We start from the raw sequence: 13,300 nt of genomic DNA, 5'->3' as shown, positions 1-13,300 counted from the left end.
CAAAACTTGAATCTGGCGAATGAGTGCTCAAATAACACAAGTTCAGGTTGCAGACTCAAGTCTAACACATGCACCCCTATGGCGAGCATTTTTACAACTTATGTTTGTTTTATGATATAATTATTGATGAAGAGAATATGAGGATCGGTGAGTGGTATAATGAATTTTACGTCGAACAGCCCTGAGGATACGGAAAAAATAGGCATGTGCCTTGGAAGCTGTGCAAAAAAGGGATATATTATCTGCCTTATCGGAGATTTGGGAGTAGGGAAAACCCAGTTTACGAAGGGCATTGCAAAAGGGCTTGGAGTCAAAGATTATGTGACAAGCCCAACATTTACGATTATAAATGAATATATCGGAAGGCTGCCGGTATATCATTTTGATGTATACAGGATAAAAAGTATAGAGGAAATGTACGATATAGGTTATGAAGAATTTTTTTATGGAGATGGCGTCACTATTATAGAATGGGCTGATATGATAGATGAAATATTGCCGCCTGACAGGATAAACGTGACGATATCGAAGGATGCTTTGCAGGGTATAAATTTCAGGGATATCAAAGTGGAATCCGCCGGGAAGATGTACGAAGGACTTTTCAGGGACATATTGGAAAACTGTGACTTTTAAATGAGATTTAACCGGTCCGAATCCGGACCGGTTAAATCTCATTTTCTTTTTTCACTGTAATTACCTTTTTAAACTTTGCGGCATTTCTTCTTTCATTCGTCATTCTGATGCACTTTTTTGGACAAGCATTTACACATTCTCCGCAAATTATACACCTGAATGCGTTAAGCTCCCATGTCGCATTTTTCCTGTCGACCTTTATCGCATCGGCTGGGCATCTCCTGCTGCAGAGTCCGCAGTATATGCAGTTTTTATTATCGAATATGATCCGGCCCCTCGTCCTTTCAAAGGGTTCCCTGACATTAGCAGGATATAGCCTGGTCGCTGGCTTGTTTAAAAAATTTTTTAATATATGCCTGAACATATTTGCCATATTTATCCCTTCCTTTTGCTATAAGGTTATCTTTCCGTACAGCTTATGCATGGATCTATTGTCAATATAAGCACGGGCACGTCGGCGAGCTTGCACCCGGGAAGCATTTTCAAAAGCACGGGTATATTTGCAAATGTAGGGGTTCGTATCTTTAGCCTGCTTAAAAATTTTGTACCGTTTGCTTTAAGATAATACACAGCCTCTCCCCTTGGCTGTTCAATTCTTGATATAGCCTCACCATTTGGCATTCCCCTTACCGGTACGTTTATCTCGCCCTTAGGCAGCTTCGATATTGCCTGCCTTATCAGGTCAAATGACGTATAAATCTCCTTGATTCTAACGGCGACTCTTGCATAAGAATCGCCTGCCGTATCAAAGGCGGGTTCAAAGTCAAGATACTTGTATGCGCTGTAACCGGTGCATCTTAAATCCATTTTTATTCCGCTGGCCCTTGCGACAGGCCCTACCGTGCAATATTCTCTTACATCATCGTAAGATAGCAAACCTACGCCTACAAGCCTTTGCTTGACAGTATAATTGTCCAAAAAAACCGATTCGACCCGCTTTATTTTCTTCTCTAAATCATCTATTGTAGATATAATGATCTTCAAATGTTCATCCGATAAATCTTTTGTCATACCGCCTACCTTATTTGCAGATATTATGACCCTGTTGCCCGTTGTCATCTCCATTAGGTCCATTATTTTTTCCCTGTATTTCCATACTTCCATGAACAGGCTTTCAAAGCCAAAGGCATCTGCAAGAAGCCCGAGCCATAAAAGATGGCTCTGTACGCGCGCAAGCTCGGCCCATATCACCCTCAAGTATTCGGCCCTTTCAGGTATTTTTACATCCATTATTTCCTCAATGCCCCTTACATATGCCATGGAATGCATAAAACTGCATATTCCGCATACTCTCTCCACTATATATACTGTCTGGTTGAAATCCTTGAGTTCAACTAATTTTTCAAGCCCTCTGTGCACATATCCGATAGAAGGCAGAGCTTCAACTATTTTGTCATCTTCCATTACAAGCTTCAACTGAAGCGGTTCTGGAAGAACAGGATGCTGGGGACCAAATGGTATCACTGTTTTCGTCATCTTTATCTTCCTTTCTAAAATGGTAATCAGGCAAGAGGAGATTTCGGGCCATCCTCAGTAAGGTAAAGCCTGCCCTTGTAATCTATCGAAAGCCCTTCAAAAGTAACTCCGAACAGATCCTGATATTCGTTTTCGATAAGGAAGGCGGAAGGGTAAACTGATGAAATGCTCTTTAAGCCTTCCTTTTTATCTGTTGTAAACTCGATATTCTTCATAATATAATTTAAATCAAAATGGTAAATAAACTCATAAGCATCGCCGTCTTTCTCACAGGTAATGGTAACGAGCCTGTATCCCTTTTGCTTCAGCTTCGCCGCTTCAGTCAATATATCGTTTTTGTCGATGACTGAAAGATTATTTAGCATGTTTATCACCCCTTATTATCCAGTCTCTTTTTTTCAAGGATGGCTGCCGCCTGCATTATCCCGTCAAGTATCGCCTCAGGCCTGGGGCAGCATCCGGGCACATATACATCCACAGGCACAACTTCATCTACTCCGCCTATCACATTGTAGCAGTTGTGGAAGACGCCTCCTGTGGATGCACAGGCACCTATGGCTACAACCGCTTTGGGTGATGGCATTTGCTCATATATATTCTTTAACATATTTATATTTTTATGATTGACAGACCCTGTAACGACCATTATATCCGCCTGCTTTGGAGTCCCTACGTTTAAGACGCCTAACCTTTCAGCGTCGTATATGGGCGTAAGACAGGCCAAAAGCTCTATATCGCAGCCGTTGCAGCTGTTGCAGTTTACATGTACTATCCATGGAGATTTAGACATAACATTTGACAAAATATTTGCCATAAATTAGCACCCCATTTAAAATGATTTATAATGCCTTTAAATTTAGAAAATATATCTCGAGCAAATTGACAATCGTCAGTTCTATAACGACTGTCCATGTGAATTTCAGCATCCACTGCCATGTCAACCTTGCGCTTATGTTATCGATTATGATCGCGAAAATATAGGTAAATGCTGCAATAGCAAGTCCGAGCAATGTATATTGCTTTGCAAAAATAAACATAAGCCCCAATAAAAATATTGCCTCATACCAGTGCGTAAGTTCAATAACTGCAAGCGCCGGCCCTGAAAACTCGGTCATTATGCCCTTTACAAGCTCCTGGTGTGCATGATGCGATGACGACAGGTCAAAGGGCGATTTTTTAAACTTAATCAGCATTATATAAAGCATCGATAAAAATGCCAGCGGCATATAAAAAATCAGTGGCTTATCAAGATGATCTATGGAGCTTATTCTGAATGATCCGGTAAGCATATACATCTCGACAATAAAGAATACAAGCACAGGTTCATAACATAGCATGGATATTATTTCCCTTTCGCTTCCTACTTTGCTGTACGGGGAACCCGTACTCATTCCAGCCGTAATAAGGGCAACATTCGATATCGTAAATACACATATGATCATAAGCAGGTCCATTTGAAAGAACATCATCAAAAGGCTGGCAGCCGCGAACATAAAATAAATCAATACAAATATATTCTGATACTTGCTTACAGCTATGTTTTCCTTAGAAATAAGCTTTAAAAAGTCGTAAAAGGGCTGCAAAATCGGAGGACCTTCCCTGTGCTGAAGCCTTGCGGTTATTTTTCTATCTAGACCTTTAAGCAGACAGCCTGCAACCGGGGATAATATCATGACCAGCAATATTTTTAAAATGTATATCATATTATTCCTCCCGTGACCATAAATGCGATTATCGCCAAAGATGCAGCAAAACCTGCTATTGTAAGGCCCTTTTCGCTCAATATATTATTAAAATATAAGTTCGATACTACAGGGTCCTGCAATGCGCCTCCACCTTCCCTGAATTTTAAATCAGCGTTATTTTTTGTATTGTTTTCACCGCACAGATAGACTTTCTTTATGTCAGGTGATAATATCAGCTTCTTTATAAAAAGATATATGATAAACATGGCTATTATTATAAGGAAAATAACCGTTACATTGAATGAACCCAAATAGGAATAAACTTTTCCGAAACTTCCTGAAAGCTGATTCCTTGACTTCAAGAGTTCTATTACCTCAGGTGAAACAAATTTATTGAATATAGGCGTAATCATTAAGCTTGTGCCAAGTATTATAAGCCCCAGTATTCCAAGAGGAAAATAGGTTGTAAAGTTAACAGGCAGTTTCGGCCTTAAATCGTTGACAGGGTACGAAAGTATCGTACCGAGCCATTTTATCCAGAACGCACTTGTAAAGGCGCTGCCCAGTATTAAAAATATCGTCACAAAAGGATTGCTTGCGGATGCTTCTATAGAAACCCATTTTGTAATCAGCACTCCAAACGGCGGAAGTATCATTGATAGCATCCCGAAGGCTGCAAGTATTGTAATCACCGGAGCCCTTCGTATGAGTCCTGACATATCCTCGATATCCCTGCTTCCTATAACCTGCTCGATCTGGCCTGTGCACAGGAATAACAGAGCCTTTGAAACAGAATGGAATATAATAAGCATGATTGCTGCCGAAACAGCGATGGAAGACCCGATTCCGGCGCTTGATATTATAAGTCCTAAATTTGAGATAGTGGAATATGCAAGAACCCTTTTTGCATTTCTCTGTGTAATCGCAATTGCCGAGCATATTAAAAATGTCAGTCCGCCATATATCGCTATCGCTTCTCCCAGGGGTGTTTTTGCATAAGCTGGAGATAGCTTTACGATTAGATATACGCCGGCTTTTACCATGGTGCTTGAATGCAGCAGCGCGGAAACCGGAGTAGGTGCGACCATGGCACCTAAAAGCCAGCTTTGAAACGGCAGCTGGGCTGATTTGGTAAAACCTGCTATGCAAAGTAATGCCACAGGCAGCATGAAGAGTGGACCTGCAGCTCTTGCATCGATTATCTGGGAAAGCGTTACTATATGCATTGTATTTTTAAATAATAGTATGCCTGTTAAAAAACATATGCCGCCTGCTAAATTAATAACAAGAGCCCTGAAACCGCTATTTATGGCGGCGCCGTTATTGTTATACGATATAAGCACAAAAGAGCAAACCGTAGTGACTTCCCAGAAGAAATATATCCAGAGGAGGGAATCGCTTAAAACCAGTCCGTTCATGGCGGATAAAAATATGCATATCATGAAATAGTAAAGCTTTTGCCTGCTTTTGATATTGTTGTGCTGTTCATAACGGGGCATGTATTCTATTGAGAACATCACTATCAATGTACCTACTATATTTATGATCAAAACCATGACGATGGATAATTTATCTATATTTAATATGGCATTTTCGGCTTTAGGCGTAAAAAATGACGTATAGATACTTAATAGTGCCATTATAACTGTAAGAAATAGGGCAAACCACTTTCTGCTTTTTATGCTTGAATAAAACAGGTAAATTACTATGGTAGCTTCAAATATAAATATCAGGCTTTCAGATAAATCAAACAGATTACCGGATATTGTAAGATGCTGCTCTCCGCTTATAGCAAGAGCGATGGAAAGAACAGCCGATACTGAACATAATAATATCGATAAAACTTTATAGTATTTTTTATCTGTTTTAATTAAGAACAGCAGTGAAAATATGATTGGTACAGCTATCAGTAAAGATATATTGGCTCCCATGTTAACCCACCCCTTATAATGTTTATAGTCGGCTTTATACCTTATATATCGATTAAATCATTATCAAATTATTTAGCTATTTTTTAACTGTATGTTAAATATATAACAGACGATAAAAAAATATAAACAGCTCTTTACTCTATAATTTTAGCATTTAATTTTATTTATTCAATATAATTTGTCGATAATTTAATGGATTTTTGTTATCATTAAAATTAGAATAAATATATTTGGATAGAATAAATATATAAATCAAGCGAACAGCTTTTATGGAAGTGGACTTTAAGGGAGGAGAATCAGTTAATGACGAAAATATTAGCATTGGAGACGTCTTCGATGGCAGCATCTGTGGCTGTTATAGATGACGATAAAATACTCGGGGAAATTATTTTAAACCACAAAAAACAGCATTCGATAATATTGATGCCCATGATCGATAAACTGCTTAAATCCCTTGAGATGGATATAAGCGAGATGGATTGCATGGCATGCTCGAGCGGGCCCGGATCTTTTACAGGGCTCAGGATAGGAGCTTCAACATGCAAGGGACTGTGCCACGGGGCAGGGAAACCGATAATAGGCATACCCACCCTTGACGCTATTGCTTACAACACCGTGGATGTAAATGGCATCGTATGCCCCATGATAGATGCTCTTCGGAATAATGTGTATACCGCTTTTTACAGGTGGGAAAGGGACAGCCTCACAAAAATAGAGGATTATATGATCGTTTCGGTGGATGAGCTTATTAAAAAGCTTTTATTATATAATGAAAATATTGTATTCTCAGGAGATGGAATGCTGATTCATAAAGAAAAACTTGCCGGCGCGTTTAAGAATACCGCTATGTTTGCCCTGCCTCATGTTTCCATGCCGAGGGCTTCCTCCGTTGCAGCCCTTGCCCTTAAAAGGTTTAAAATGGGAAGTATCGATAATTATCTTAACTTTGCTCCATTTTATTTGAGGAAATCCCAGGCTGAGAGGGATCTGGAAAAAAGAACCGGAGGTGTAAGCGATGGAACAGGTATGCGTTCATAATATGACCTGTTATGATATACCGGAGGTTTTAGAAATAGAGAAGATGTCCTTTAAAACCCCATGGTCCGAGGAAGCTTTCAAGAGTGAAATCGGCAGAAATTTGGCTGCAAGGTATATTACGGCAAGATATGACGGAAAGCTCGTAGGCTATGGAGGCATGTGGGTCATATCGGGAGAGGCACATATAACAAATATAGCGGTGCATCCCGATTACAGAGGGATACATATAGGTGATCTCATTCTCAAAACGCTTGTTAAAATAGCCGCATTGGAAAACGCACACGATATGACGCTTGAAGTCAGAAAATCCAACTACATTGCCCAGAACCTCTATAAAAAGTATGGGTTTTTAAAAGAAGGAATAAGGCGCAGATATTATACTGATACAGGTGAAGATGCGATAATAATGTGGAGAAGAGATGCATAAATAAAAAATATTTAAACGGTTAGAGCAGATAAAATATAGTTTTGCTGCCAATAATTGCAGCTATTGCATTATACCAAAGCTTAGAGGCAATTACAGGAGCCGTTCTATCGAAAGCATACAAAAATCGTTCAGACAAATCATGGCAGGCAACGTATATAGCATTGAGAGAGATGAAAGAAGTGATGGCATTTGGATGAGGGGTTAATCATAAAAAGAGCTCAGGAAGGTGATTTGGACGCCTTTGAAGAGATAATCGGGCGCTATAAAAAATCCGTTTATAATCTTTGCCTGAGGATGCTGTATAACAGAAATGAAGCGGAAGACGTGGCACAGGAAGCATTTATAAAAATATATAAAGGGCTTCGGTCATATAATGGTAAAAGCAAATTTTCCACCTGGGTGCTCAAGATTACATCAAATGCCTGCATCGATTTTATGAGAAAGAGAAAAATGAACACCGTACCGATTGAAGATTACAGGACTTCTTATGGAGGCATTGAGGATACGTCGAATTCTCCCGAAAGCAGTTACATGGCATATGAGCTCAAAAAAGAGGTTGAAGTGGCTGTAAAGTCGCTTCCGGAAAAATACAGGATGATGATTATATACTATCACTTTATGAATCTTTCTTATAAGGAAATCTCGGACATATTAAATGAACCTATGACCATAGTAAAAAACAGGCTGTACAGGGCAAGGTTCATGCTGCGCAATAAATTGATGGACAGAGAGAAGGGTTATAATGGATTGCAGAGCAACATATGAATTGATTATGAAATATTTCGACAGGGATTTATCAAAAGAGCAGGAAGTCAAACTCTATAAACATTTGGATACGTGCGATTCATGCAGCGCAGAATTTAGGGTGCTGAAAGATGCGCTATCTGCAGTTGAGGAATCCGAGATGGAAGATCCTCCTTCTGGCTTTGAAGAAAGAGTCTTAAGCAGCATAAGAGAAAATAATAGAGAGAAAGAGAAGATAAAAATATTTATTCTAAGATTGTTAATCCTTTCGACTATAGTCGTAGGATGGATAGGTTTGGCGGCGTTTATACTGTATACGCCTGTAATCGATACGATATTTGCAAGTTTGGATGTTTTTGATTCAATGGCATCAGATGCATTTATATTTCTCTCGAAATTATGGTATGCAGGTTTGATTTTATCTGTCAGGATTTTTTCATTAGGAAGAACCATAGAAGTGGTGATCAGAGCGTTTATAGAGTCGTACAGCGTATTTATGCTTATATTAATGATATTCATGTCGGCTTTACTTAAATTGTATGGGTATTTATCTAAAACAGCAGGAAATGGGAGGTAATAAAATGAAATCTATATCAAAGGCAGTTTTTTCCCTGATTTTGGCGGCTTTGCTCCTTATTCCGGCAGGTTATGCTTTCGCGGCGACTCCGCAAGGCCAAAGCAGTGATGTTGTCAAAATGACCGGGAATATATATGTAAATGAAGGCACTAAGGTTGATGGAGATGTGGTAGCTTTTTCAGGTAATATATATGTCAACGGTACAGTTACGGGAAATACCGTAGCACTTTTTGGAAATATTTACGTGAATGGGACAGTTGATGGAGATGCGACAACTATAACAGGAAAGATAAACATCGGGCAAAATGGAAAGGTTTTTGGAAGGGTCGTTGAGGCAATAGGTCAGGACGGAGGTACGTTTTACAAAGTAAACCCCGGATTTCGTGTATTTCTGCCATGGAGTGGGACCAGCTTATTTTCAAGTGCTGGAAGCATGTTTATCTCATTCTTATTTACGGTTGCATTTTTCCTTTTAATGTCGCTTATCTATGTGATAATGCCGGATAAGGTACAAAAAATGGCGGATACGATAGAAAACAGGATAGGAAAAAGGGCTGGCATAGGGCTTCTGGTACTTTTAGGTTCTCCTGTCGCGATGATTTTAATTACGATTTTGCTGGCGATAACGATAGTAGGTATGATTTTGGTACCGTTCATATGGCTTGCATATTTGGTTGCAGCATTGATAGCTTTAGTTCCGGTATATATCTGCATCGGTCAAAAAACAGGGCAGATTGTTGCCAAAAGCAGCATAAAGGGATTTGGGGCCCTTGCGGTAGGAGTATTTACGATCTGGATAATTAATGTCATATTGAGATTCGGTGGATGGTATACTCAATGGTTTAACATTGTTATAGGCATTGCCATATTTGTTATAGGTATGGGAACACTGATAGATTATATTGCTTCAAATAGAAAATCCAAGGCTGCATATGCAAAGTATCCTCCTCAGGGGGGAGATGCAGGGCAGAACGATAATGCCTCATATGGTAGCGGACCCGCAAATTATGGGAAGGGGCAGAACGATAATGGCCCAAAAGATAACAACGGACAGTAAATATGCCTGTATACTGAAATGACATGGGAAAACAGTTTTCATAATGGAAACTGTTTTTCTATTGCAAACTAAAATTATTTATGTTATATTAATTATTGTTTAAAGGGGTATAGCTCAACTGGTAGAGTGGCGGTCTCCAAAACCGAAGGTTGAGGGTTCGATCCCTTCTACCCCTGCCAAAAGCCTGCGATAATATTAATTGCAGGCTTTTTAAATGTTTTTTGTGGCTGTTCTATAGTATCAAAATTTTCTCGATATCAGTTATATTCTTTCCAGTCCAATTTGAAGATCATATGCATATTTGAAGTACTTGAATTCATATAATTAATATTTTTACCATGTCATGTATAAATATAAAAATATATTAAAACATTGTTAATTTTCAGAAAAAAGGTGTAATTCTTGCAGGAAAAAGCATATAATTATAGAAGAAGATATAATATGCAAGAAAAATATTATATTTATATGTGACGGGGTGATTGCAGTGAGGCTAACAAAGAGTATCAATAGAAAAACTTTATTGATTTTTGCTGTTTTACTTTGCTTTACCATCATCTGGTCTAAATGTTTCCCACGATTTTATAAAACCATATTTTACCCTGTATACAGGAAGATGACTAAAGAGCGTTTTGTCAAAGAATTTAAGGGCTCAGAGATGCTCTATGATAAAAATTTTAAGATTTATTATAAAAATGATGGCTCTGACTGCGCCGAAGTTATAAAGGAAAGTGCAGAGGAAAGTTTAAACAACTTGGTATCAGATTTTGATTATAGACCTAAAAGCAGTATCAATATAATAATATATCCCAAATATGGAGAGATGGAAAAGATGATGGCCCTTGGTACGGGAAGTCCTGCAACAGGGGCGTATTATTGCGGAACTGTCGGTGTAATGGAATCCCGCAATAATTCAGATAAGAAGAAAAGCCTTTTGGTCCATGAACTTACCCATTATGTTCTCGATTATAAAAGCAATGGAAATATGCCGGCATGGTTTACGGAAGGCACGGCGCTCTATGAAGAATATAAGGTTTGTCGGAATGAATGGGCAAAGGGAAAAGACTACGAAGATTATTATACGATAAAGGAACTTGAGGGAAACTTCTACGGATTGGATGAGATAAAAGCTTATAAACAGTCGTTCCTGATAGTAAAATACATCGGTGAACATTATGGAATGAATGGTATAAACAGAATAATACAGGAACTAAGCAAGGGCAAATCGACTTCCCAGTCTATAAAAACCGCTACAGGTTTAAATGCCGTGGAACTTTTTGATCATAGTTTGGCATACGGTAGGAATTAATTTGAATAACATATGGTAAAAAAACGTTATGTTGCATACTTTGTAATATAGTATTATTTTACGGTGAGTGTATGCTGCATCTTAAAATAGCAGGTATTATTGTAATTGTATTTATCATTATTGTGCTTATTTACATGGGATTGATGTATATTTTTACGATGATACACAATATATACAGAAGACATAAATAATTTTAAGTTACCGGTATAGTAATGACCGGTACTTTTTTGTTTATAGTTTTAGACAAAAAAAATATGGAATATTTCAAAATAGCGAACAATATATATTATATATCATAAATAATTCGTATATTAGTAATAAATTTTTAGTTTTAGTTTTAAATTGTACTTGATTTTTATCAGCTTATATAATAAAATATAAACATCAAATAAAATATCGAACATTTTATTTTCCGGGACGCCAAAAACTTTGTATTTGATACCTAGCGGAAGGCGTGCTCGTTAGATACCTGTATATGCTCGGGGATAAGGCCTGAGTGTTTCTACCGGACTGCCGTAAATGGTCTGACTATGGGTGTTTATGAGTTATTTTTTGTATACTTGTAAACTCTCCATGTCACGTGGAGGGTTTTTTTATTATATTATTTCATCAAAAAGGAGTTTGTCATGGAATTACTTAAACAAAGGATATTAAAGGATGGAAGTGTAAAAGAAGGCGGCATATTAAAAGTAGATAGCTTTTTGAATCATCAGATAGATATCAAATTGTTGAATGAGATAGGGAAAGAATTTAAAAAGAGATTTGATGGCAAAAAGATAGAGAAAATACTTACGATAGAATCTTCAGGGATTGCAATTGCATGTATAACCGCTCAATATTTCAATGTACCGGTTGTATTCGCGAAAAAGTCCATGTCGCTCAATCTGGGTAAAGATGTCTACACATCTAAGGTTGTTTCATTTACAAAGAATAAAACTTATAACATATACGTCTGCAAAAAATATATAAAAAAAGATGAAAAGATACTTATAATAGATGATTTCCTTGCAAGAGGACAGGCTGCGTTGGGGCTTTTGGATATCATAAACCAGGCCGGGGCAGTCTTAAGCGGTATAGGAATTGTAATAGAAAAGGAGTTCCAAAAGGGAAGAAGGGTCCTTGAAGAAAAGGGCGCACATATCGAATCCCTTGCAATAGTGAAGTCCATGGAGGACGGTCAAGTGGTTTTTAGATAAACCGCTTTAAATAAATGAGATGCAGAACTTTAGAGGATCCGGACCTCTGGAGATTTGCGCGGCCGGTCAAAAAATAAAATGGAGGATCAATGATGAAAAAAATTATCAGCGTATTTTTATGTTTAACTTTATTGATTGGAGTATTGCTTACAGGTTGCAGTTCAAACAAGAAACCGTCTGAAACAAATGATAATGCTCAAAAGGAACCTCTTAAAGTAGGCTTTATATATATAGGGCCTATAAATGACGGCGGGTATTCGCAAGCACATGATGAAGGGAGAAAAGCACTTGAAAAGGAGCTTGGAGACAAGGTTAAGGTATTATATAAGGAAAACGTGCCGGAGGGGCCTGAATGCGAAAAAGCCCTTCGCGATCTTGTGGATGAAGGTGCAAAGGTTATTTTCTCTACAAGTTTTGGATATATGGACTATACCGAAAAGGTCGCAAAGGATAACCCGGATGTAATATTTTTGCACTGCTCGGGTTATAAGACTCTTAAAAATATGGGGACGTATTTTGGAAAAATGATAGAACCAAGATATCTTTCAGGTATCGTCGCAGGAATGAAGACAAAATCGAATAAGATAGGATATGTGGCGGCATTTCCGATTCCTGAGGTTATAAGGGGAATAAATGCATTTACGTTAGGTGTAAAATCGGTAAACAAGGACGCTACGGTTGAAGTAAAGTGGACAAATACATGGTATGATCCTGCCAAGGAAAAAGAAGCTGCGAAAGCTCTCCTCGACAAGGGCGCAGACGTGCTGGCACAGCATCAGGATTCCACCGCGACACAGATTGCAGCCTCCGAAAAGGGCGTAGCATCCATAGGTTATGATCTCGATCACGCAGACAAAGTAAGCGGCTATATGACAGCACCTGTATTCAATTGGGGCGCATACTATATCAAGACTGTAAAGTCGGTGCTCGATGGGACATGGAAGAGCGAAAGCTACTGGGGACCCATGTCCGACGGCATAGTCGATCTTGCACCTCTTACGAAGGACGCGCCTGAAGGAGCGCAGGCAAAAGTTGACGAGGCAAAAAAGGCCATAATGGACGGTTCTCTCAAGATTTTCAAGGGTCCTATAGTTGACCAGACGGGAACGGTTAAGATTAAAGACGGCGAAGTCATGGCTGACAAGGATATATGGAATATGGACTGGTTTGTTCAAGGCGTTATAGGTAAAACGAAATAATAACGGGAGTATATAGAGTATTCCTCAAATA

Annotated in this window: 15 protein-coding genes, 1 tRNA gene and 1 riboswitch; of the genes, 10 read left to right on the top strand and 6 right to left on the bottom strand. The window is 38.5% G+C overall.

What is annotated here, in order from left to right; genetic code table 11:
• Nucleotides 1-159: 159 nt before the first annotated feature.
• Nucleotides 160-633, top strand: a complete 474-nt coding sequence (tsaE, locus tag QME45_04745; protein ID MDI6617970.1) for a tRNA (adenosine(37)-N6)-threonylcarbamoyltransferase complex ATPase subunit type 1 TsaE — start codon at nt 160-162, stop codon at nt 631-633.
• Nucleotides 634-664: 31 nt separating this feature from the next.
• Here the strand turns inward: tsaE and QME45_04740 are convergent, their stop codons facing one another.
• Genes QME45_04740 through QME45_04715 form a run of 6 tightly spaced genes read right to left on the bottom strand, consistent with a single transcriptional unit; the run spans nt 665 to nt 5,725 of the window.
• Entirely contained in the window at nt 665-1,006 is a 342-nt protein-coding gene (locus tag QME45_04740; protein MDI6617969.1) for a 4Fe-4S binding protein, read from the bottom strand.
• A 26-nt stretch (nt 1,007-1,032) separates the two neighbouring features.
• Nucleotides 1,033-2,109 carry a nickel-dependent hydrogenase large subunit gene (locus QME45_04735; GenBank protein MDI6617968.1) on the bottom strand — a complete coding sequence of 359 codons (1,077 nt, stop codon included), beginning with the start codon at nt 2,107-2,109 and terminating at the stop codon, nt 1,033-1,035.
• 26 nt (nt 2,110-2,135) lie between these two features.
• Entirely contained in the window at nt 2,136-2,474 is a 339-nt protein-coding gene (locus tag QME45_04730; protein ID MDI6617967.1) for an NADH-quinone oxidoreductase subunit C, read from the bottom strand.
• A 5-nt stretch (nt 2,475-2,479) separates the two neighbouring features.
• Nucleotides 2,480-2,923 carry an NADH-quinone oxidoreductase subunit B family protein gene (locus QME45_04725; protein MDI6617966.1) on the bottom strand — a complete coding sequence of 148 codons (444 nt, stop codon included), beginning with the start codon at nt 2,921-2,923 and terminating at the stop codon, nt 2,480-2,482.
• Between the two features lie 25 nt (nt 2,924-2,948).
• On the bottom strand, nt 2,949-3,812 hold the full coding sequence (locus QME45_04720; protein MDI6617965.1) for an NADH-quinone oxidoreductase subunit H: 864 nt from the start codon (nt 3,810-3,812) through the stop codon (nt 2,949-2,951).
• A complete protein-coding gene (locus QME45_04715; GenBank protein ID MDI6617964.1) occupies nt 3,809-5,725 on the bottom strand; it encodes a proton-conducting transporter membrane subunit in 1,917 nt (638 codons plus the stop codon). The genes QME45_04720 and QME45_04715 overlap by 4 nt, the downstream gene beginning before the upstream one ends.
• A 303-nt stretch (nt 5,726-6,028) precedes the next feature.
• Between QME45_04715 and tsaB the strand changes: the two genes are divergently transcribed.
• From tsaB to QME45_04670, 9 genes are all read left to right on the top strand, one after another.
• Nucleotides 6,029-6,763 carry a tRNA (adenosine(37)-N6)-threonylcarbamoyltransferase complex dimerization subunit type 1 TsaB gene (gene tsaB, locus QME45_04710; protein MDI6617963.1) on the top strand — a complete coding sequence of 245 codons (735 nt, stop codon included), beginning with the start codon at nt 6,029-6,031 and terminating at the stop codon, nt 6,761-6,763.
• Nucleotides 6,741-7,190 carry a ribosomal protein S18-alanine N-acetyltransferase gene (gene rimI, locus QME45_04705; GenBank protein ID MDI6617962.1) on the top strand — a complete coding sequence of 150 codons (450 nt, stop codon included), beginning with the start codon at nt 6,741-6,743 and terminating at the stop codon, nt 7,188-7,190. Before tsaB ends, rimI begins: the two co-directional genes overlap by 23 nt.
• Nucleotides 7,191-7,379: 189 nt before the next feature.
• A complete protein-coding gene (locus tag QME45_04700; protein MDI6617961.1) occupies nt 7,380-7,955 on the top strand; it encodes a sigma-70 family RNA polymerase sigma factor in 576 nt (191 codons plus the stop codon).
• Nucleotides 7,933-8,511, top strand: coding sequence for a zf-HC2 domain-containing protein (locus tag QME45_04695; GenBank protein ID MDI6617960.1), 579 nt, complete (start codon nt 7,933-7,935; stop codon nt 8,509-8,511). The genes QME45_04700 and QME45_04695 overlap by 23 nt, the downstream gene beginning before the upstream one ends.
• A gap of 4 nt (nt 8,512-8,515) precedes the next feature.
• Nucleotides 8,516-9,568 carry a hypothetical protein gene (locus QME45_04690; GenBank protein ID MDI6617959.1) on the top strand — a complete coding sequence of 351 codons (1,053 nt, stop codon included), beginning with the start codon at nt 8,516-8,518 and terminating at the stop codon, nt 9,566-9,568.
• Nucleotides 9,569-9,671: 103 nt separating this feature from the next.
• A tRNA-Trp gene (locus QME45_04685) sits at nt 9,672-9,747 on the top strand.
• Nucleotides 9,748-10,052: 305 nt separating this feature from the next.
• Complete coding sequence (locus QME45_04680) at nt 10,053-10,874, top strand: peptidase MA family metallohydrolase (protein ID MDI6617958.1); 822 nt, start codon at nt 10,053-10,055, stop codon at nt 10,872-10,874.
• Nucleotides 10,875-11,323: 449 nt separating this feature from the next.
• A riboswitch (purine riboswitch) is annotated at nt 11,324-11,425 on the top strand.
• A 75-nt stretch (nt 11,426-11,500) separates the two neighbouring features.
• Nucleotides 11,501-12,070 carry a xanthine phosphoribosyltransferase gene (locus tag QME45_04675; protein MDI6617957.1) on the top strand — a complete coding sequence of 190 codons (570 nt, stop codon included), beginning with the start codon at nt 11,501-11,503 and terminating at the stop codon, nt 12,068-12,070.
• 92 nt (nt 12,071-12,162) lie between these two features.
• Complete coding sequence (locus tag QME45_04670; protein MDI6617956.1) at nt 12,163-13,269, top strand: BMP family ABC transporter substrate-binding protein; 1,107 nt, start codon at nt 12,163-12,165, stop codon at nt 13,267-13,269.
• Nucleotides 13,270-13,300: the final 31 nt, after the last annotated feature.

It is taken from the genome of Clostridiales bacterium (genome assembly GCA_030016385.1).
Classification (GTDB): Bacteria; Bacillota; Clostridia; order Clostridiales; family Oxobacteraceae; genus JASEJN01.
This window is presented reverse-complemented; position numbering and strand designations above follow the sequence as displayed.

Coding starts and splice junctions, on each gene's coding strand:
- tsaE (MDI6617970.1), top strand. CDS start 160: ATGAATTTTACGTCGAACAGCCCTGAGGATACGGAAAAAATAGGCATG.
- QME45_04740 (MDI6617969.1), bottom strand. CDS start 1,006: ATGGCAAATATGTTCAGGCATATATTAAAAAATTTTTTAAACAAGCCA.
- QME45_04735 (MDI6617968.1), bottom strand. CDS start 2,109: ATGACGAAAACAGTGATACCATTTGGTCCCCAGCATCCTGTTCTTCCA.
- QME45_04730 (MDI6617967.1), bottom strand. CDS start 2,474: ATGCTAAATAATCTTTCAGTCATCGACAAAAACGATATATTGACTGAA.
- QME45_04725 (MDI6617966.1), bottom strand. CDS start 2,923: ATGGCAAATATTTTGTCAAATGTTATGTCTAAATCTCCATGGATAGTA.
- QME45_04720 (MDI6617965.1), bottom strand. CDS start 3,812: ATGATATACATTTTAAAAATATTGCTGGTCATGATATTATCCCCGGTT.
- QME45_04715 (MDI6617964.1), bottom strand. CDS start 5,725: ATGGGAGCCAATATATCTTTACTGATAGCTGTACCAATCATATTTTCA.
- tsaB (MDI6617963.1), top strand. CDS start 6,029: ATGACGAAAATATTAGCATTGGAGACGTCTTCGATGGCAGCATCTGTG.
- rimI (MDI6617962.1), top strand. CDS start 6,741: ATGGAACAGGTATGCGTTCATAATATGACCTGTTATGATATACCGGAG.
- QME45_04695 (MDI6617960.1), top strand. CDS start 7,933: ATGGATTGCAGAGCAACATATGAATTGATTATGAAATATTTCGACAGG.
- QME45_04690 (MDI6617959.1), top strand. CDS start 8,516: ATGAAATCTATATCAAAGGCAGTTTTTTCCCTGATTTTGGCGGCTTTG.
- QME45_04675 (MDI6617957.1), top strand. CDS start 11,501: ATGGAATTACTTAAACAAAGGATATTAAAGGATGGAAGTGTAAAAGAA.
- QME45_04670 (MDI6617956.1), top strand. CDS start 12,163: ATGAAAAAAATTATCAGCGTATTTTTATGTTTAACTTTATTGATTGGA.